Origin of the sequence: Streptomyces sp. SID3212, from assembly GCF_009865405.1 — a bacterium.
In the GTDB taxonomy this organism is placed as follows: Bacteria; Actinomycetota; Actinomycetes; order Streptomycetales; family Streptomycetaceae; genus Streptomyces.
In genome coordinates this window covers 1-18,886 of the sequence record NZ_WWJY01000832.1, presented here as the reverse complement: position 1 = coordinate 18,886, position 18,886 = coordinate 1, and the positions used below count along the sequence as shown (strand labels likewise).

The 18,886-nt window shown below is 71.3% G+C and carries 18 protein-coding genes and 1 pseudogene; 14 read left to right on the top strand and 5 right to left on the bottom strand.

The features are described 5' to 3' along the window. Window positions 1–147: 147 nt before the first annotated feature. Window positions 148–729, bottom strand: coding sequence for a pyridoxamine 5'-phosphate oxidase family protein (locus GT042_RS25285; protein WP_161311036.1), 582 nt, complete (start codon window positions 727–729; stop codon window positions 148–150). A 136-nt stretch (window positions 730–865) separates the two neighbouring features. Here GT042_RS25285 and GT042_RS25280 point away from each other — a divergent pair, with 136 nt between their 5' ends. Together GT042_RS25280 and argH are read left to right on the top strand one after the other, a co-directional pair. After that, entirely contained in the window at window positions 866–2,059 is a 1,194-nt protein-coding gene (locus tag GT042_RS25280) for an argininosuccinate synthase (protein ID WP_161311035.1), read from the top strand. Window positions 2,060–2,152: 93 nt separating this feature from the next. Beyond that, complete coding sequence (gene argH / locus GT042_RS25275) at window positions 2,153–3,580, top strand: argininosuccinate lyase (RefSeq protein WP_161311034.1); 1,428 nt, start codon at window positions 2,153–2,155, stop codon at window positions 3,578–3,580. A gap of 33 nt (window positions 3,581–3,613) precedes the next feature. Here the strand turns inward: argH and GT042_RS25270 are convergent, their stop codons facing one another. After that, complete coding sequence (locus tag GT042_RS25270) at window positions 3,614–4,120, bottom strand: HAD domain-containing protein (protein ID WP_161311033.1); 507 nt, start codon at window positions 4,118–4,120, stop codon at window positions 3,614–3,616. 113 nt (window positions 4,121–4,233) lie between these two features. Here GT042_RS25270 and GT042_RS25265 point away from each other — a divergent pair, with 113 nt between their 5' ends. Continuing rightward, a complete protein-coding gene (locus GT042_RS25265) occupies window positions 4,234–4,782 on the top strand; it encodes a TetR/AcrR family transcriptional regulator (RefSeq protein ID WP_161311032.1) in 549 nt (182 codons plus the stop codon). Then, window positions 4,779–6,326: an MFS transporter gene (locus tag GT042_RS25260; protein ID WP_161311031.1), complete on the top strand. Its 1,548-nt coding sequence runs from the start codon at window positions 4,779–4,781 to the stop codon at window positions 6,324–6,326. Before GT042_RS25265 ends, GT042_RS25260 begins: the two co-directional genes overlap by 4 nt. A 135-nt stretch (window positions 6,327–6,461) precedes the next feature. On the opposite strand, the gene GT042_RS25255 is transcribed toward GT042_RS25260, so the two are convergent. Next, a complete protein-coding gene (locus GT042_RS25255; protein WP_161311030.1) occupies window positions 6,462–7,133 on the bottom strand; it encodes a lysophospholipid acyltransferase family protein in 672 nt (223 codons plus the stop codon). Window positions 7,134–7,413: 280 nt separating this feature from the next. On the opposite strand from GT042_RS25255, the gene GT042_RS25250 reads away from it, so the two are divergent. From GT042_RS25250 to GT042_RS25240, 3 genes are all read left to right on the top strand, one after another. Then, window positions 7,414–8,568 (top strand): glycerophosphodiester phosphodiesterase, encoded by a 1,155-nt coding sequence (locus tag GT042_RS25250; RefSeq protein WP_161311029.1) that lies wholly within the window; start codon window positions 7,414–7,416, stop codon window positions 8,566–8,568. 173 nt (window positions 8,569–8,741) lie between these two features. Beyond that, window positions 8,742–9,284 carry a sigma-70 family RNA polymerase sigma factor gene (locus GT042_RS25245; protein ID WP_161311028.1) on the top strand — a complete coding sequence of 181 codons (543 nt, stop codon included), beginning with the start codon at window positions 8,742–8,744 and terminating at the stop codon, window positions 9,282–9,284. A gap of 37 nt (window positions 9,285–9,321) precedes the next feature. Further along, window positions 9,322–9,825, top strand: a complete 504-nt coding sequence (locus GT042_RS25240) for a GNAT family N-acetyltransferase (RefSeq protein WP_161311027.1) — start codon at window positions 9,322–9,324, stop codon at window positions 9,823–9,825. A 57-nt stretch (window positions 9,826–9,882) separates the two neighbouring features. Here GT042_RS25240 and GT042_RS25235 read toward each other — a convergent pair whose 3' ends face one another. Both GT042_RS25235 and GT042_RS25230 read right to left on the bottom strand, forming a co-directional pair. Then, complete coding sequence (locus GT042_RS25235) at window positions 9,883–10,338, bottom strand: hypothetical protein (protein WP_161311026.1); 456 nt, start codon at window positions 10,336–10,338, stop codon at window positions 9,883–9,885. Window positions 10,339–10,342: 4 nt separating this feature from the next. Further along, window positions 10,343–10,702, bottom strand: a complete 360-nt coding sequence (locus GT042_RS25230) for a hypothetical protein (RefSeq protein WP_161311025.1) — start codon at window positions 10,700–10,702, stop codon at window positions 10,343–10,345. Between the two features lie 142 nt (window positions 10,703–10,844). Between GT042_RS25230 and GT042_RS25225 the strand changes: the two genes are divergently transcribed. The 7 genes and pseudogenes from GT042_RS25225 to GT042_RS38330 all read left to right on the top strand — a co-directional run. Next, entirely contained in the window at window positions 10,845–11,492 is a 648-nt protein-coding gene (locus GT042_RS25225; protein WP_161311024.1) for an HAD family hydrolase, read from the top strand. Window positions 11,493–11,967: 475 nt separating this feature from the next. Further along, complete coding sequence (locus GT042_RS25220; protein WP_161311023.1) at window positions 11,968–13,032, top strand: ATP-binding cassette domain-containing protein; 1,065 nt, start codon at window positions 11,968–11,970, stop codon at window positions 13,030–13,032. Then, on the top strand, window positions 13,029–13,697 hold the full coding sequence (locus GT042_RS25215; RefSeq protein ID WP_161311022.1) for a methionine ABC transporter permease: 669 nt from the start codon (window positions 13,029–13,031) through the stop codon (window positions 13,695–13,697). The genes GT042_RS25220 and GT042_RS25215 overlap by 4 nt, the downstream gene beginning before the upstream one ends. Window positions 13,698–13,801: 104 nt before the next feature. Continuing rightward, entirely contained in the window at window positions 13,802–14,662 is an 861-nt protein-coding gene (locus GT042_RS25210; RefSeq protein WP_161311021.1) for a MetQ/NlpA family ABC transporter substrate-binding protein, read from the top strand. Window positions 14,663–14,747: 85 nt separating this feature from the next. Next, window positions 14,748–15,392 (top strand): GNAT family N-acetyltransferase, encoded by a 645-nt coding sequence (locus GT042_RS25205; protein WP_161311020.1) that lies wholly within the window; start codon window positions 14,748–14,750, stop codon window positions 15,390–15,392. Between the two features lie 138 nt (window positions 15,393–15,530). Further along, window positions 15,531–16,751, top strand: coding sequence for a precorrin-6y C5,15-methyltransferase (decarboxylating) subunit CbiE (cbiE, locus tag GT042_RS25200; protein ID WP_161311019.1), 1,221 nt, complete (start codon window positions 15,531–15,533; stop codon window positions 16,749–16,751). Between the two features lie 320 nt (window positions 16,752–17,071). Next, window positions 17,072–18,886: pseudogene (locus GT042_RS38330) on the top strand (hypothetical protein); the annotation flags it as partial.

Sequence of the window (18,886 nt, the reverse complement as noted above, 5' to 3'; positions counted from 1 at the left end):
GAGCAGGGCGGCGGCGAGGGCCAGGAGCCTCCGGCCGTACGGGGAGACGTCGCGCATGCTCAGGACGGTACGGGCCCGCCTCCTCGCCGGCCCCCCCGGAAGCCACCGCCCTCACCCGTACGGGCGGACCGGGTCCCGTACCGCCGCCTACGCGGTCCGCGCGGGCAGGGGCAGCGGCAGCGCGGGCAGCCCGTCCAGGCTCACCCCCACGTGGTCCTTCTTCGCGCAGTACGCCGCGAACTCGTCGTCCGTCTTCCGGCCGAAGTGCTCCGCGTGCTGCGTGCGCTCCTCCCGGTAGTCCATGAACGGCACCGCGAAGCCGCACGCGTCACTGATCCGCACGGCGTGGACGACGATCACGGCCCGCGCCGAAGGCCCGTCCGCGTCCGCGAAGCGCGGGATGTACTCCGCCCAGCGCGGATCGTCCCGGAAGACCGCCTCGCCCCTGCCGTGCACCCGCAGCACCTTCGGCGGGCCGCTGAACGCGCACCACATCAGCGTGATGCGGCCGTTCTCCCGGACGTGCGCGAGGGTCTCGGCGCCGCTGCCGCCGAAGTCGAGATACGCGAGCGTCTCCTCGTCGAGCACGACGAGGCTGCCCGCGCGCCCCTTGGGGGAGAGGTTGACGTGTCCGTCGGCCGCCAGGGGAGCGGTGGCGGTGAAGAAGACGGGCTGTTCCTCGATGAAGGTACGTATCCGGCCGTCGATCCGTTCGTAGAGCTTTCCCATGCCACGATTGTCGCCGGTACCCCCGGTTCCGGGGAGGTGGCACCCGTACCCCACAGCCCTCACGAGGCACTTTGACAAACCATACGGTCCACTGCATAGTTATACCCATCAGTGAATGCACCGTAAGGAGAAACCCGTGACCGAGCGCGTCGTACTCGCCTACTCGGGCGGCCTGGACACCTCTGTCGCCATCGGCTGGATCGCCGAGGAGACGGGCGCCGAGGTCATCGCCGTTGCCGTGGACGTCGGCCAGGGCGGCGAGGACCTGGACGTCATCCGCAAGCGCGCGCTCGCCTGCGGTGCGGTCGAGGCCGAGGTCGCGGACGCGAAGGACGAGTTCGCCGAGGAGTACTGCCTCCCGGCGATCAAGGCCAACGCCCTCTACATGGATCGCTACCCGCTGGTCTCGGCCCTCTCCCGGCCCGCGATCGTCAAGCACCTCGTGGCCGCCGCGCACAAGCACGGCGCCGGCATCGTCGCCCACGGCTGCACCGGCAAGGGCAACGACCAGGTGCGGTTCGAGGCCGGCATCTCCGCGCTCGGCCCCGACCTCAAGTGCATCGCCCCCGTCCGCGACTACGCGATGACCCGGGACAAGGCGATCGCCTTCGCCGAGAAGGCGAACCTCCCGATCGCGACCACCAAGAAGTCCCCGTACTCGATCGACCAGAACGTCTTCGGGCGCGCCGTCGAGACGGGCTTCCTGGAGGACATCTGGAACGCGCCGATCGAGGACATCTACGAGTACACGCAGAACCCGTCCCTCCCGCGCGAGGCCGACGAGGTCGTCATCTCCTTCAAGGAGGGCGTCCCGGTCGCCCTCGACGGCAGGCCCGTCACCGTCCTCCAGGCGATCCAGCAGCTCAACGAGCGGGCCGGCGGCCAGGGCATCGGCCGGATCGACATCGTCGAGGACCGGCTCGTGGGCATCAAGTCCCGTGAGGTGTACGAGGCCCCCGGCGCGATCGCCCTGATCACCGCCCACCAGGAGCTGGAGAACGTCACCGTCGAGCGCGAGCTGGCCCGCTACAAGCGGCAGGTCGAGCAGCGCTGGGGTGAGATGGTCTACGACGGCCTGTGGTTCTCGCCGCTCAAGCGCGCCCTGGACGGCTTCATCAACGAGGCGAACCAGCACGTCACCGGCGACATCCGGATGACCCTGCACGGCGGGCGCGCGGTCGTCACCGGCCGGAGGTCCGAGGAGTCGCTGTACGACTTCAACCTCGCCACGTACGACTCGGGCGACACGTTCGACCAGTCCAAGGCGCAGGGCTTCATCGAGATCTTCGGCCTCTCGTCGAAGATCGCCGCCAAGCGCGACCTGGTCTGACCTTCCCCGTTCCCCCAACCGCACGGCATCCGCCTCCCCGTTCCTCCGTGGCGGGGAGGCGGTGGCACTTCCCGATCCCTCCGAGGAGCAGCAGTGAGCAGCAACAAGGGTGATGTCCGGCTCTGGGGCGGCCGTTTCGCGGACGGCCCCTCCGCGGCGCTGGAGGCGTTGTCGGCGTCCGTCCACTTCGACTGGCGGCTCGCGCCGTACGACATCGCCGGCTCCCGCGCCCACGCCCGCGTCCTCCACAGGGCGGGACTGCTCACCGCCGACGAGCTGACCCGGATGCTCGACGGTCTCGACCGGCTCGAATCCGACGTCGCCGACGGCTCGTTCACCGGCACGGTCGCCGACGAGGACGTCCACACCGCCCTGGAGCGGGGCCTCCTGGAGCGCCTCGGCGCCGACCTCGGCGGCAAGCTGCGCGCCGGCCGGTCCCGCAACGACCAGGTCGCCACCCTCTTCCGGATGTACCTGCGCGACCACGCCCGGATCATCGGCGGCCTGATCACGGACCTCCAGAGCGCGCTGGTCGGCCTCGCCGAGGCCCACCAGTCCGTCGCGATGCCGGGCCGTACGCACCTCCAGCACGCCCAGCCCGTCCTCTTCGCGCACCACGTCCTCGCGCACGTCCAGTCGCTCTCCCGGGACGCCGAGCGGCTGCGGCAGTGGGACAAGCGCACGGCGGTCTCCCCGTACGGCTCCGGCGCGCTGGCCGGCTCCTCCCTCGGCCTCGACCCCGAGGCGGTCGCCGCCGAACTCGGCTTCGAGCGGGGCTCGGTGGGCAATTCCATCGACGGCACGGCCTCCCGTGACTTCGTCGCCGAGTTCGCCTTCATCACCGCGATGATCGGCGTCAACCTCTCGCGGATCGCGGAGGAGGTCATCCTGTGGAACACGAAGGAGTTCTCCTTCGTCACCCTCCACGACGCCTTCTCCACCGGCTCGTCGATCATGCCGCAGAAGAAGAACCCGGACATCGCGGAGCTGGCGCGCGGCAAGTCCGGCCGGCTCATCGGCAACCTGACCGGCCTGCTGGCCACGCTCAAGGCGCTGCCGCTCGCGTACAACCGCGACCTCCAGGAGGACAAGGAGCCGGTCTTCGACTCCTGCGACCAACTGGAAGTGCTGCTCCCGGCGTTCACCGGCATGATGGCGACCCTGACCGTGAACCGCACGCGCATGGAGGAGCTGGCCCCGGCCGGTTTCTCGCTCGCCACGGACATCGCCGAGTGGCTGGTCCGGCAGAACGTGCCGTTCCGGGTGGCCCACGAGGTCGCGGGAGAGTGCGTCAAGGAGTGCGAGGCGCTGGGCATCGAGCTGGACCAGCTCACGGACGACCAGTTCGCCAAGATCTCCGAGCACCTCACACCGGACGTGCGCTCGGTCCTCAACGTGCCGGGCTCGCTGGCGTCCCGCAACGGGCGGGGCGGTACGGCTCCGTCGGCGGTGGCGGTGCAACTCTCCGAGCTCAAGGCCGACCTGGTGATCCAGCACGCGTGGGCGACGGCGAAGCGCTAGCCGCCCGTACGTCCGTACGCCCGTCAGGTAGTTCTACAGCGCCGCCGCCCAGTCCGCGAGCGCGTCGAAGTCCGGTCGGATCAGCCCGATCCGGGGATCGATGTGCAGCAACAGGGCGGCGGCGAGGTGTTTTTCCGCCACCCACTCGTGGTCGAACGTGGTGATGTCGTCGTCGACCCAGGCGAACGGCCGCCCCGCCGCGTACTCCAGGATGTACTGCGTCTTCCAGAAGGTCCCGCGAGGGGCCCTTCCGTGCATCTGGGGCCAGTCGATGTAGGGGAGTTCGGGCAGCCCGAGGCGCGGTCCTATCCAGTCGTTCGCCTCGCCCTTCCAGGTGGTGGCCCAGACGAGGTCGAACCACTCGGTGAGCGCGAGCAGTTCCACGCCGTGCTCGGGGTTGAGCCAGACCCGGAGCGCCTGGGTCTCGGTCCAGCCGGTGGGCCGCATGTGATGGGTGGCGTACCCGGCGGGCCGTTGTGTCGCCTTGGCCGCGTACGGATTGAGCGGCCCGTCCACGTCGATGAGCAGCAGTGGCTTCATCCCACCATGATCGCGAACGGGGCCCCGCGCGGGGAAGGGGGCCCGTGGCCCGTGCGGAAAGGGTCCTCGGATGCGATGAGACGTTCATGTCTCATCTGGGTTATGCTCGTCTCATGACTGTGGATCGTGACCAGGTGCTCCGTACCGCCGCCGCCCTGCTCACCCGTAAGGCGACCGCCACCATGGACGAGGTCGCCCGCGCCGCTGGGATCGGCCGGGCGACCCTCCACCGGCACTTCGCCGGGCGGGACGCGCTGGTGAAGGCGCTGGAGGAACGGGGCATCCAGGAGTTCGAGACGGCGCTCGACACCGCGCGGCTGGACGAGGGCCGGGCCGCCGAGGCGCTGCGCCGCCTTGTCGCCGCCGTCGAACCGGCAGCCGGGCTCCTCGCCTTCCTCGTCACCGAGAACCAGCTCTTCGAGGGCGAGGTCGACGAGGGGTGGAACCGCCTCGACGCCCGCGTCTCCGCGCTCTTCCGGCGCGGCCAGGAGGGGGGCGAGTTCCGGATCGACCTCAGTCCCGCCTGGCTGACCGAGGCGCTCTACGCGTTGATCGGCGCCTGCGCCTGGTCCGTCCAGGACGGACGGGTCGCGGCCAAGGACTTCACCCATATGACCACCGAGCTGCTGCTCGGCGGAGCACGACGGAGCACGGAGAAATGACCACCACCCAGCTGTTGACGACCCCGGCCGGTCCGGCGGAACCGGGCGCGCCGCTGTCCCGCGCGGCCCGGTGGGTCGCGCTGGCCGTGCTGGTCCTCGCCGTCCTGCTCGTGGCCGTCGACGCGACGGTCCTCGGCCTCGCCACGCCGTTCCTCAGCGAGGATCTCCGGCCCACCGGCACGCAGTTGCTCTGGATCGGCGACGTCTACTCGTTCGTCATCGCCGGTCTCCTCGTCTCGATGGGCAGCCTCGGCGACCGCATCGGGCGCAAGAAGCTCCTGCTGATCGGGGCGACCGCGTTCGGCGGCGTCTCCGTGCTGACCGCGTACGCGACGAGCCCGGAGATGATGATCGCGGCGCGGGCGCTGCTCGGCGTGGCCGGCGCGACCCTGATGCCGGCCACCCTGGCGCTGATCCGCAACATCTTCCCCGACCCGAGGGAGCGCAGCCTGGCCGTCGGCGTCTGGGGCGCGACGGCCTCGGCCGGCGCCGCCGTCGGACCCGTGGTGGGCGGCTTCCTGCTGGAGCACTTCTGGTGGGGCTCGGTCTTCCTGATCAACCTGCCCGTGATGGCGGTCCTGGTGGTCGTCGGGGCCAGACTGCTGCCCGAGTCCAAGGACCCGTCCCCGGGCCCCTGGGACCTGACCAGCGTGGTGCTGTCCCTGGTCGGTGTGATCGGGGTGGTGTACGCGGTCAAGGAGACGGCCGCGCACGGGATACGCGGGGAGGCCGCGGCGGCCGGTCTGGCCGGCGCCGCCGCGCTCTTCTGGTTCGTACGGCGCCAACTCACCCTGCCGAGGCCCCTGCTGGACATGCGGCTCTTCCGTAACCGGGGCTTCTCGGGGGCGGTGCTGGCGGACCTGCTGACCATCCTGGGCCTGTCGGGCCTGGTGTTCTTCCTGTCGCAGTTCCTGCAACTGGTCCAGGGGCGGGCCCCGTTGGAGGCGGGCCTGGCGGAACTGCCCGCCGCCGTGGGCGCGGTGGCCGCCGGGCTGCTGGCGGGTGTGCTGGCCCGCCGTTACTCGGTACGGTCCGTGGTGGCCGGCGGCCTCGCGGCGATCGGGCTGGCGCTGGCGGCCCTGACCGGGCTCGGCCAGTCCACGGGCTATCCGGTGCTGGGCGCGGTGCTGCTGGTGGTGGGCGTCGGCGCGGGCCTCTCCTTCACGGTCACGGCGGACGTCATCCTGGCGGGCGTCCCGAAGGAACAGGCGGGCGCGGCCTCCGCCGTGTCGGAGACCGCGTACGAACTGGGCGCGGCGCTCGGGATCGCGCTGCTCGGCTCGATCGTCACGGGCGTCTACCGCGACTTCGCCACACCGCCGGGGATACCGGCGGACGCGGCGCGGGCCGCCCACGAGTCCCTGGGCGGCGCGGCGGACGCGGCGTCCACCCTCCCACCCGCCCACGCCACGGCCCTCCTGGGAACGGCCCAGGACGCGTTCGTGGAGGGCATGCGCCTGGCAGCGGGCGCGGGCGCGGCGGTACTGCTGGCCGCGTCGGTGGCGGCGTTCTTCCTACTGCGCGCCGAAAAACTGGACGGCTGACACGAACCCGTCCCGGGCCCGGTGCGTGGCGCTTCCGGTCCGGGTCGAGCCCGCCTTCTCAGCCCGTCCGGCGCTTGAGGACGAACCCGGCGGCACGCCGAAGACGCGCGCGGCGCCCCCACCCCACAGACCCGGCTACGCCGCCTTCGCCTTGCTCGCGTACATGTCCACGTACTCCTGCCCCGACAGCGCCATGACCTCCGCCATCACCGAGTCCGTCACCGCCCGCAGCACGTACCGGTGCCGGTCCATGCCCTCGTACCGCGAGAACTCCATCGGCTTCCCGAAGCGGACCGTCACCTTGCCCGAGCGCGGCATGCCCTTGCCGTCGGGCTGGAGCTTGTCCGTGCCGATCATCGCGAACGGCACCACCGGCGCCCCCGTCTCCAGGGTCAGCCGCGCGATGCCCGTACGGCCCCGGTACAGGCGGCCGTCGGGGGAGCGGGTGCCCTCCGGGTAGATGCCGAAGATCTTGCCCTCGTCCAGCAGCCGGCGCCCCGTCATCAGCGCCGCCACCCCGCCGTGCCCGCCGTCGCGGTCCACCGGGATCATGCCGACGCCGGTGAAGAACCACGCCATCAGCCGGCCCTTGACGCCCTTGCCCGTGACGTACTCGTCCTTCCCGATGAAGAAGACCTGCCGGTCGCAGACCAGCGGAAGGATCATCGAGTCGATGAACGTCAGGTGGTTGCCCGCGAGGATCACGGGCCCGCTCGCGGGAATGTGCTCGGCGCCCTCCACGCGGGTACGGAACATCAGGCGCACGAGCGGGCCGAGCACTGCCTTGATGAGCGCGAAGCGGGACAACAGATCCTCCGGCGTCGTGAAATGGTCGTCGTGAATGGTCGTCGTGGACGGTCTCCGTGCAGGTGAGGACGATACTCGCGGGTCACGGGTCACCGCACGTCGGGTTCATCGACTCGATACCCAGTGTTGACGTGAGTTCGCGTCACGTTTGTGTGCCATCTGCCGTACGGAGGGGAGAAAAGCCTACGCTCGGGCCCCGTCGGACAGGTCTTGACAGGTGCGGGACATCAGGGACATCACCTCCGGGGGAACATTCCCGGGAACACACCAAGGAGCGTTCATGACACAGGGTGCGCGGCACACGCCCGGACGGCGGACCGTACTGGGAGCGGCGGTGCTCGGCTCGGCGGCCCTGGCACTGCCCACGGCGGCGGCCACTGCGGCCCAGGCCACGGAGCGCGGCCACGGCTCGTCCGGCGCCGAACTGCCCGTCCCGACGATCGTCGGCCACCGGGGGTCCAGCGGCTACCGGCCCGAGCACACCCTCGGCTCGTACCAGCTCGCCCTCGACCTCGGCGCCCACGTGATCGAGCAGGACCTGGTCCCCACCAAGGACGGCCACCTGATCTGCCGTCACGAGAACGACATCACGGCCACCACCGACGTCGCCGACCACCCGGAGTTCGCCGGCCGCAGGACCACCAAGGTGGTCGACGGCACGAGCATCACCGGCTGGTTCACCGAGGACTTCACCCTCGCCGAGATCAAGACGCTCCGCGCCAAGGAGCGCATCCCGGCCGTCCGCCAGCGCAACACCCTGTACGACGGCCACTGGGAGGTCCCCACCTTCGAAGAGGTCCTGCGCTGGGCCGACGCCGAGGGCCGCCGCCGGGGCCGTCCCGTCTGGCTGTACGTCGAGACCAAGCACCCCACGTACTTCCGGGGCGTCGGCCTCGCCCTGGAGGACCGCCTCGCGAAGCTCCTGCGCCGGTACGGGCGGGACCGCAAGGACTCCCCGCTGCTGCTCCAGTCCTTCGAGCCGAGCAGCATGCAGAAGATGGCGAAGCTGGTCGGCACGCGGCGCGTGGTCCTGCTCGACGCCGCCGCGACGCGCCCCTGGGACTTCCGGGTCGCCAACGACCCCCGTACGGTCGCCGACCTGGTCACCCCCGCCGGCCTGAGGTGGATCGCGTCGTTCGCGCAGGGCATCGGCCCGACGCTGGACCTGATCATCCCCAGGGACGCCACGGGCAAGCTCGGCACGCCGACGACGCTGGTACGGGACGCGCACGCGAAGCACCTGATCCTGCACCCGTACACGATGCGCAACGAGAACTCGTTCCTGCCGGCCGATTTCCGGCGCGGTACGGACCCGAACGCGTACGGCGACGCCTTCGGCGCCTTCCAGGTCTGGTTCGAGCAGGGCATCGACGGCATCTTCACCGACAACCCGGACACCGGTCTGCTGGCCCGCGAGGACTTCCTCGCCCGCTGAACCCGACCGCCGGACGGGCGGCGCCGGGTGGTCCCCCCACCCGGCGCCTCCGCGGTCGGCAGGAAACGGGCCCCTAGAGCGCCCCCGTCAGCCGGCCGCCCCGGCGTGACCCGGTCGGGTGACAGCCCCGCCGGGGGGCAACCGGTGGCGGGCGGTCATACGTCCCGCGCAGCATGAAGACCGCCGACACGGCCCCCGGCCGCGAAGACCTGTTCCACGCCCTCCGGCCGCTCGTCGCCGCCGAGGCCAGGGCCGAGGCGCCCGGCGCCGCCGTCGAGGCGCGCGATCTCGAACAGGCGGTGTGGGTACGGCTGCTGGAGCGGATGGCGGGCGAGGGGCCGCCGCCCGACACCGTCCGCTGGGTCCGTACCGCCGTACGCGCCGAGGCCCGGCAGGGCCGCCGTACCGCCGCCCACGAACTCCCCTACACCCGCGCCCAGCCCGCCGCCGGAGCCGACTCCGACCCCGAGCGCGTGGCACTGCGTGCCGACCGGAGGCGTGCGCTCCGCTCCGCCGTGGGCCGTACACCTGGGCGCTGCCCCCGCCTGCTGGCTGCGATGCTGTCGCCCGACGACCCCACCTACCGCGAAATCGCAGGAGAGTTGGGTATCTCACAGGGGAGTTTAGGGCCGATGCGTTCCCGATGCCTGGGATGCCTGCGAAGAATGCTCACACCGGAGATTGGCACCGCTGAACTTGGGGGAAAGAGGCGGTAGACAATCGGCGTACCAGGTGAGCGGGAGGCATGCACACATGGGCATGAGCGTGACCATCTCTGCGGCGAGTGCGCAGGACGCGGAACAGATCCTGAAGCTGCAATATCTGTGTTACCAGAACGAGGCCGAGCTCTACGGCGACTACACCATCGAACCGCTCACCCAGACCCTGGACGACCTGAGGGCCGAACTCGACCGGGGGCACGGCCTGGTGGCCCGCCTCGGCGACGAAGTGGTGGCGTCGGTACGGGGCACGGTCGACGCGTCCGGCACCGCGAGTATCGCCAAACTCATCGTCCACCCGCGTCTCCAGCGCCACGGCCTCGGCGGTCGGCTGCTCGACGCCATAGAACAGCACTTCGCGGCCGAACCGGCCGCGCGGCGCTTCCGGCTCTTCACGGGCCACCGCAGCGAGGGCAACCTGAGGCTCTACCGGAGCCGGGGCTACGCGCCGGTGTCGGCGGAGCAGATCGGCCCGCGCCTGCGCCTCGTGACGCTGGAGAAGGAGGCCGCCGCCGAGGTGTACGTCGCGAGCGCCTGACCCCGGGGGCCGACGTCCTGAGAGCGGCGCGGCCACCCGCGGACAGGCTTCCCGGATCTACGACGCGAGAGCGGAATCCCCGCCGGTACGGGGGGATTCCGCGACGCGCGGCCTGCGCAGCCACAGGATCCCCGTGACCGGCAGGAGCACGGGAATGAACAGGTACCCCATGCCGAAGGACGACCACACCGTGGAGTCCGCGAACGCGGAGGCGTCGGCGAGCGTCCACACCCCGACGGTCAGCACGCCCACCAGCTCGGCCCCGCAGCACACCAGCGCGATCTTGCGCGCCGTCTCCCCGCCGCGTACGAGCGTGTAGGTGATGAAGACGTACACCACGGCCGCGACGGCGGACAGCAGATACGCCAGCGGCGCCCGGTCGTACTCGGCCGCGATCTGGTAGACGGAGCGGGACACCGCGCCCACCGTCATCACGCCGTAGAGCCAGACCAGCAACAGGCCGGGGCCCTTGACGAGCCTGGTCCGCGTCTCCGGCCCGGTCCGTGTCTCCATGGTTTCAGCCACCCCAGATGTCGTGGAGCCGTACTTCGAGCACGGCCAGGACGACCGCCCCGGCCGACACCGTCACCGAGCCCCAGCGGGTCCGCTCGGTCAGGGACAGGAAGCCGGCGGCGGGCACCGCGAGCAGTGCCCCCAGAAGGTACGAGAAGAACAGCACCGACCCGTCCGACGCCCGCTCCCCGCGCCCCACCAGCACGATCCCCACCACCACCTGGATCAGCGCCAGCGCCGACACCACGGCCATGCCGATGAAGTGCCAGTCCTTGGTCGGCTGGTCCCGGTACGCGGCGAAACCGCACCAGGCGGCGAGGGCGAGCGCGGCCACGGAGACCGCGACCGTCAGGGCTACGAGCATGGGCCCGAGCGTATTACGGCGGATTGACCCGCCCGCGCGCGCCCCCGGGCGTCCACCGCGCCCGCCCCCCCCGGCCGTCCGCAACGATCACCCCGGCGCGCGCCCCCGGACGCCCCGTACTGTCCCCCTCATGAGGAGTGACATGAGGTTCGACGCCGAGGCCCTGCTGTTCGACAACGACGGGACGCTCGTCTCCTCCCTGGAGTCCGTCCTGCGCTGCTGGGGCCGGTGGGTCGAGGAGTACGGCATCACGGCGGACGCCTTCGCGCGGTACGGGCTGCACGGCCGCCCCGCCGCGGAGATCGTGGCCGACCTGGTCCCCGCCGCGCGGGTGCGGACCGCCGTCGCCCGTATCGAACAGCTGGAGATCGACGACGCCGCCGGCGGGGTCGTCCTGGTGCCGGGCGCCGCCGACCTGCTCGCCTCGCTGCCCGGCGAACGCTGGGCCGTCGTCACCTCCGCCTCCCGGCGGCTCGCGGACGCCCGCCTCGGCGCGGCCGGGCTGCGCCCCAAGACCCTGGTCACGGCCGACGACGTCACCCGTGGCAAGCCCGACCCCGAACCGTTCCTGCTCGCCGCCCGGCTCCTCGGCGTGGACCCGGCCCGCTGCCTGGTTTTCGAGGACGCGCCCGCCGGACTCACGGCCGCCCGCGCCGCCGGTATGCGGACCGTGGCCTTGGCCACAACCCACCTCCGCGAGGAACTGGTCGCCGACGCGGTCGTCGACGACCTCTCCACCGTGTCGGCCCAGGTCACGGCCGGGGGAGTGGAGATCCGTATCGCCGGCTGAGACCGGCCCCCGACCCGTGACACCAGCCAGGGGGCGTCCGCATGGTGCGACGGACGAGTCCGCTATGCGGACAGCCCTCTTGGCAAAGTACTGACGTCTGCTTTACTTACCGCATGACCAGGACGAGCAACCGCGCCCCCGCGACCGAGGCGATCACGACGCCCGGTGCTCGTTGTCTGTGTCGAATGTGCGCCAACTGAGGGCCCCTGCCTGAGCCTCGCGCCCCGAAGCGAGGACAACAGCCGCGCCGTTTCCCGTACCACCTGAGGGCCTTCACGGGCCCCCACGTTCTGTACGGGCCACCGCACGCCCCCCCCGCACACACGCCGCCTCCCGGTGACCCACCGCGTCGGCCGTGCCGTGTCGCCCTGAGCCGTGCCCATGCCCTGCCCACGCCCCGTGTCGCTGACCCATGCCCCCTGCCCCGCGCCGGCGGACCCTCCGCCGCGCCACCCGACTGTGACGGAACCCCCCTGTGATCACTACTACGGGCCTGACGAAGGTCTACCGGTCCGCCCGAGGGCGCGGCCGGGAGATCACCGCGCTCGACGGTGTCGACCTCCACGTCCGCGAGGGTGAGGTCTTCGGCGTCGTCGGACAGAGCGGCGCCGGCAAGTCCTCACTCATCCGCTGCGTCAACCTCCTCGAACGCCCCACCTCCGGCACCGTGACCGTCGCGGGCCAGGACCTCACCGCACTCGCGGGCCGGGGCCACCGGGCCGGCAAGGAGCTGCGCCGGGCCCGCAGTTCGATCGGCATGGTCTTCCAGCACTTCAACCTGCTGTCCTCCCGCACGGTCCAGGACAACGTCGAACTGCCCCTGGAGATCCTCGGCGTCCCCGCCCGCGAACGCGCCCGCCGCGCCCTCGAACTCCTCGACCTGGTCGGCCTCGCCGACAAGGCCAAGGCCTACCCGGCGCAGCTGTCCGGCGGCCAGAAGCAGCGGGTCGGCATCGCCCGCGCCCTGGCCGGCGACCCCAAGGTGCTGCTCTCCGACGAGGCGACCAGCGCCCTCGACCCCGAGACCACCCGCTCGATCCTCCAGCTCCTGCGCGACCTCAACCGCCAACTCGGCCTCACCGTGCTGCTCATCACCCACGAGATGGAGGTCGTGAAGACGATCTGCGACTCGGCCGCGCTGATGCGCGAGGGCCGGATCGTCGAGTCGGGCACGGTGAGCGAACTGCTCGCCACCCCCGGCTCCGAGCTGGCCCGCGAGCTGTTCCCGGTCGGGGGCGACGCCTCGGGCCCCGGCCGTACGGTCGTCGACGTCACCTTCCAGGGCGAGGCCGCCACGCGGCCGGTGATCTCCCGGCTCTCCCGTACGTACAACATCGACATCTCGATCCTCGGCGCGGCGATGGACACCGTCGGCGGCCGGCAGATCGGCCGGATGCGGATCGAACTGCCCGGCGCGTACGAGGAGAACGTCGTCCCCGTCGGCTTCCTGCGCGAGCAGGGGCTCCAGGTCGAGATCGTCGAGGACCCGCCCCGGGCGGCCGGCGACAACCCCGCTCTCACCAAGGAAGGTGCCAAGTGACCTGGTCCGAGATGCAGCCCCTGCTGTCCCAGGGGACCGTCGACACCCTCTACATGGTGCTGTGGTCCGCGCTCGTCACCGTCGCCGGCGGACTGCCCCTCGGCATCCTGCTGGTCCTCACCGACAAGGGCGGACTGCTCCAGAACGCCCCGGTGAACAAGGTCGTCGGCGTGATCGTGAACATCGGCCGCTCGCTGCCGTTCATCATCCTGCTGATCGCCCTGATCCCCTTCACCACCTTCGTGGTCGGCACCTTCATCGGCCCGACCGCCATGATCGTGCCGCTCGCGATCGGCGCCGTCCCGTTCTTCGCCCGCCTGGTCGAGACCGCGATCCGCGAGGTCGACCACGGACTGGTCGAGGCCGTCCAGGCCATGGGCGGTTCCATCCCCACCATCGTCCGCAAGGTCCTGCTGCCGCAGGCCCTGCCGTCGATCGTCTCCGGGACCACCACCACCGTCATCGCGCTCATCGGCTACTCGGCGATGGCGGGGGCGGTGGGAGGCGAAGGCCTCGGTTCAAAGGCCGTCACCTACGGATTCCAGCGCTTCGAGAACGGCTTCATGATCGCCACCGTCGTGGTGCTGATCCTGATCGTCACCGTGATCCAGCTGATCGGTGATCTGGCCGTACGACTGCTGGCGCGCCGGGTCCGTACCGCCTAGGCGCCACCACACCGCACACCGCACACCGCACACCCGAACCGTCCGCAACGGCCCGCACTCCTTGTCCGGGCCTCCCCACCGCACACCGGAAAGAGGCACTCTTCGTGCGCACCACTATCAAGCTCACCGCCGCTGCCGCCACCGCCGCTCTCGCCCTCACCCTGAGCGCCTGCGGCACGTCGTCCGACCCGGCCCCCAAGGCCGCCGACGGCGCCAAGGCCGACGAGTCCAAGCCGCTGCTCGTCGCCGCGTCCCCGACACCGCACGCCGACATTCTGAACTTCATCAAGAAGAACCTGGCGGCCAAGGCCGGACTCAAGCTCGACGTCAAGGAGTTCACGGACTACGTCCTGCCGAACACCGCCACCGAGAGCGGCGAGGTCGACGCCAACTACTTCCAGAACAAGCCCTATCTGGACGACTTCAACAAGAAGAACGGCACCCACATCGTGCCGGTCGTCAACGTCCACCTGGAGCCGCTCGCCCTCTACTCCAAGAAGGTCGAGGAGTTGAGCGGCCTCAAGGCCGGCCAGAGCATCGCGATCCCCAACGACACCGTCAACGAGGGCCGCGCGCTCAAGCTCCTCGCCGACAACGGTGTGATCACGCTCAAGGACGGTGTCGGCGGCACCGGTTCGCTGGCCGACATCAAGGACGACAAGGGCCTCACGTTCAAGGAACTGGAAGCCGCCACCCTGCCCCGCGCCCTCAACGACGTGGACGCCGCCGTCATCAACGGCAACTACGCCATCGAGGCCGAACTCAACCCCGCCCAGGACTCCATCGCCCTGGAGAAGACCGAGAACAACCCGTACGCCAACTTCCTCGCCGTGAAGGAGGGCAACGAGAAGGACCCGCGCGTGCTGAAGCTCGCGAAGCTCCTCAACTCGCCCGAGGTGAAGAAGTACATCGAGGACACCTACAAGAACGGCGCGGTCCTGCCCGCCTTCGGCCCCGCCGCGTAACCGGACACGCCCCGGCCCCGCGCACCCCGGTCGTGCGCGGGGCTCCCCCGATGCTGCATGCTGTGCATTTACGACGGACTGAGGCATGGAGCTGCGCATGACTACCTTTCCGGACGTGTCCATCAGCACGGAGCGACTGGTGCTGCGCCCCTTCGAACCGTCGGACATCCCCGCGCACATCGAGATGATGAACGACGAGATGGTCACCGCCTGGACGTCCGTGCCCCACCCGTACACCCAGGAGGACGCCGAGCGGTGGGTCCGCACCATCGCCCCCGCCGAACGCACCGGCGGACGCGGCATCGTCTTCGCCGTCACCGAGTTCCTCACGCAGCGGCTCGTCGGCATCGTGCGGCTCCACCACACCAACTGGCGCGCCCTCGCGACCGAGGCGCAGTACGTCACCGCCCCCTGGGCGCGAGGCGAGGGTTACGCCACCGAATCGGTGCTCGCCGTCGCCCAATGGCTGTTCCGCGACCAGAAGTTCGAGCGCATCGAGGTCCGTACGGCCGCCGACAACACCGCCTCCCAGCAGGTTGCCCAGAAGATCGGCTGCATCAGCGAGGGCGTGCTGCGCAGCGCGTGGATAGCGCGTACGCAGACCGAGGACGGCGGCTGGACGGACTTCCGCACCGACCTCCTCGTCTGGAGCCTGCTGCCCGAGGATCTGGAAGGTGTGGCGGAGCAGATGGCGGACAGCGGATACGCGTCCTTCACGGACTGGAACTGACCATCACGAGCGGTCGATCGACCCTCGCTACTCCTCTCGACCCTCACCACCCCCGACCGACCCTCACCACCCCCGACCGACGTTCACCGCCCCCGACCGACCGCCACCCGGCGACACATTCCTGGAGACTTGAAGAAGATGGCCGACCGCGTCACGGTGATCGGCTGGGACGGCTCACCCCTTACCGCTGCCGGCAACTCCGCCCTGTCCGCCGCGACCCTGGTCGCCGGAGCCCCCCACCATCTGGCCCTGCCCGAGATCCCGGCGAGCGCCGAGCGCGTCCAGCTCGGCAGTATCGACCTGGCCGCGCGCCGGATCGCCGGGCACCGCGGCAGCGTGGTGGTCCTCGCCGACGGCGACCCCGGCTTCTTCGGTGTCGTACGGACGCTGCGCGACCCGGAACACGGCCTGGAGGTCGAGGTCGTCCCCGCCGTCTCCGCCGTGGCGGCGGCCTTCGCCCGGGCCGGCATGCCCTGGGAGGACGCCCAGATCGTCGTCGCTCACGCCCGTACGCTGCGCCGCGCCGTCAACGTGTGCCGGGCGCACACCAAGGTCGCCGTCCTCACCTCCCCGGGCGCGGGCCCCGCCGAACTCGCCCTGCTCCTCGAAGGCGTCCACCGCACCTTCGTCATCTGCGAGGAACTGGGCACCGACCGCGAGAAGGTCAGTGTCCTCACCTCGGACAAGGCGGCCGACCACGAGTGGCGCGACCCCAACGTCGTGATCGTCATCGGCGGCATCGGGACCGCCGTCTCCCCGGTCAGCGGCTGGATCGCCGGACGCGACCCCGCCTACCCGCCGGCCGAGCGGGGCTGGGCGCTGCCCACCGAGGAGTACGGCATAGAGCTCGACGAGGGCGAGTCGACCTGGCTGCGCGCCGCCCAGCTCTCCCGGATCGGCGCCCGTACCGGCGATCTCGTCTGGGACATCGGCTCCGGCAGCGGGGCACTCGCCGCCGAGGCGGCCCGCTTCGGCGCCGCCGTGATCGCCGTGGACGACGAGCCGGGGGCGTGCGCCAGCACAGCGGCGGCGGCCCGGCGCGCCGGTGTTCAGCTCCAAGTCGTCCAAGGACGCGCCCCCCACGTTCTGGAGCGCCTGCCCGAGCCCGACGTCGTACGGATCGGGGGCGGCGGCATCGACGTCGTCATCGCCGTCGCCGACCGCAGACCCGAGCGCATCGTGACCCACGCGGCCAACCGTGACGAGGCGGAAGCCATCGGAACTGCCTTGCGGGACGGGGGATATGCGGTGGAATGTGTCCTGCTCCAGTCCGTCGACCTCGACACCGCGGACTGGTCGGAACGGGAGCGTTCCGTGGTCTTCCTGGTGTCCGGACAGCGCTCCGACACGACCTCCTGACAGCCCCGCGCACCCCGTCGCCGCTCCGCCCCCTGCCTCCGGTTGTCGTAGACCCGAGGTAGGCTGGCCGATCGTTGTACCGCAGCCGGACGTTCGTCGCTTCGTTCGTCAATGTCCGGAAAAGGGGCCCGTTTTGGGCCTTGATGTGGTACAGCGAAACCGGGGGAAGCGCGACGTGGCGCAGCCCACAGCGGGCCGTGTCGTGCCGCGCGACGCCCACGCTCGTTGTTCCATGACAAGCGCGGGGAGCACCGACGATCTGCGGAGCCGTCGCCCCGGTGAAGGGCCGTAGGAGCACAACCAATGGGCGAGGGGTACGCATGACTGACACCGGCCAGGTCCCGGGCGAGGTACTGCCGGAGAACGCGGGCATGGTGGAGCAGCACGGCGTCCCCGCGCCGAGTGCGTACGCGTACCCGGACCCGGACGCGCTGTACCCGGACCCGCTGCGCCCCGACCCCTCGTACGGCGACTCGGTGTACCCGGACGCGGTGTACCCGGAGGCGGCCTATCAGGAGCCCTCGTACCAGCAGCCGCCGTATCAGGAGCCCGCCTACCAGGACACGTCGTACGGGGAGCAGGTCTACGCGGTCCCCTCGGAGACGGTGGTGGAGGACGAGGACCTGCTGCTCATGCCGAGCGCGCAGGGGGCGTGGGGCGACCCGTTGCCGGTGGCTCCGCCGGAGCCGGTACGGGTGGAGCAGCAGGCGCCGCCTATAGAACAGCCGGCGCCGCCGGCGGAGCCGGTTTCCCCTTCCCTCTCCGCCCCGGTCCCGGCGTCGGACCCGGTCCCGGTCCCGGATGGGGAGGTGTACGAGCCGCCGCGGGAGTTCCCGGCCGAGCAGGGGTTCGTGGCCGAGCAGGCGTTCCGGGCGCCGGAGTTCACGGCGCCGGAGGCCTTCGCCGCGCCGCAGGCGGAGCAGGTGCCGGCGGGCGAAGGAGCCGCGGTCCAGGAGCCGGTGGCACCACAGGTGGCGGAACAGCACGCGCTGGGCCACGAGGTGGCCGGCCAGGAGCCCGCCGCGCAGGAGCCCCTCACAGCCGTGGAGCCGACGGCACAGGAGTCCACGGACCAGGGACCTGCGGATCAGGGAGCCGGGGACCAGGGACCCACCGGCCCGGAATCTCCCGTACAGGAATCTCCTGTCGAAGAGTCGCAGCAGTCGCAGCAGTCGCACGATGCACGGAAGTCACAGGAATCGCAGGAGTCACCCGCCCAGGGATCCCTCGGGCGCGGTCTGCACCTGCACCAGCCGGAGGCGCACGAGACCGACGGCCGGGACTCCGGTGCGGTCGATCTCACCGGTGTACGGATCCCCCCGCCCGAGCCCGCCCCTGTCCGGACGGCACCGGCTCCCGCCCCCGCCCCGGCTCCGACGCCCGTGCGCCGGCCGTTGCACCTGGGCCCGCCCGTGCCGGACACCTCCGGCGGGGTGGTGCGCTCCCTGGCCGACCGCGGGCCCGCCGCGACCCCGTCCCGGGCGGTCCGGGTACGGAACCGCGCGCAGCCCACCCCGACTCTGGGCCCCGAGTACCTGGACATCCCGCGTGAGGACGCCGCGGTGGCCCCGGCACCCGCCGTTCCCCAGCTGAGCGAGATCCCGCCGCAGGCGGGCACCCCCTGGAGCGCCGAAACGGCGGCCCCGGCAGAAACGGTCGTTCAGGAACCCGAGCCGGTCGTGGCGGAGCCGCGGCCCGAGCCGGCCGAAGCGGTGCGGGAACCGGCCGCGGCGGAGGAGTTCGTACCGGCGGAGGCCGAGGCGCACCTGCCCCCGACCGAGTCCGAGCCGCAGCCCGGACCGGACTCCGAGCAGGCACCGGAAGAGACACCTGTGGCGGCGGAGCAGGCCGAACCGGCGCCGGAAACCCCGGAGTCCCCGGAGGCGAGCGTGCCGGTGGCGGAACCGGAGGCCGTACAGGAAGCGTTCGTGGAGCCGGCACCCGTGCCGGACGCGATCCCCGTACCCGAGGCGATCCCCGTACCGGAGGCGGACATCGCCCCGGTGGCGGAGCCGGACCCGGAGCCGCTGCCGGAGCCCACCCCCGAGGCGACCCCGGAGCCCGAGCCGGCGGCCGAGATCGTGCCGGAGCCCGAGCCCGAGCCGGCGGTCGAGACCGTGCCGGAAGCCGCGCAG

Excerpts from the sequence above, each read along its gene's own strand:
- GT042_RS25285 (WP_161311036.1), bottom strand. The coding sequence starts at position 729 with ATGGGAAAGCTCTACGAACGGATCGACGGCCGGATACGTACCTTCATC.
- GT042_RS25270 (WP_161311033.1), bottom strand. The coding sequence starts at position 4,120 with ATGAAGCCACTGCTGCTCATCGACGTGGACGGGCCGCTCAATCCGTAC.
- GT042_RS25265 (WP_161311032.1), top strand. The coding sequence starts at position 4,234 with ATGACTGTGGATCGTGACCAGGTGCTCCGTACCGCCGCCGCCCTGCTC.
- GT042_RS25260 (WP_161311031.1), top strand. The coding sequence starts at position 4,779 with ATGACCACCACCCAGCTGTTGACGACCCCGGCCGGTCCGGCGGAACCG.
- GT042_RS25250 (WP_161311029.1), top strand. The coding sequence starts at position 7,414 with ATGACACAGGGTGCGCGGCACACGCCCGGACGGCGGACCGTACTGGGA.
- GT042_RS25245 (WP_161311028.1), top strand. The coding sequence starts at position 8,742 with ATGAAGACCGCCGACACGGCCCCCGGCCGCGAAGACCTGTTCCACGCC.
- GT042_RS25240 (WP_161311027.1), top strand. The coding sequence starts at position 9,322 with ATGGGCATGAGCGTGACCATCTCTGCGGCGAGTGCGCAGGACGCGGAA.
- GT042_RS25235 (WP_161311026.1), bottom strand. The coding sequence starts at position 10,338 with ATGGAGACACGGACCGGGCCGGAGACGCGGACCAGGCTCGTCAAGGGC.
- GT042_RS25230 (WP_161311025.1), bottom strand. The coding sequence starts at position 10,702 with ATGCTCGTAGCCCTGACGGTCGCGGTCTCCGTGGCCGCGCTCGCCCTC.
- GT042_RS25225 (WP_161311024.1), top strand. The coding sequence starts at position 10,845 with ATGAGGTTCGACGCCGAGGCCCTGCTGTTCGACAACGACGGGACGCTC.
- GT042_RS25205 (WP_161311020.1), top strand. The coding sequence starts at position 14,748 with ATGGAGCTGCGCATGACTACCTTTCCGGACGTGTCCATCAGCACGGAG.
- cbiE (WP_161311019.1), top strand. The coding sequence starts at position 15,531 with ATGGCCGACCGCGTCACGGTGATCGGCTGGGACGGCTCACCCCTTACC.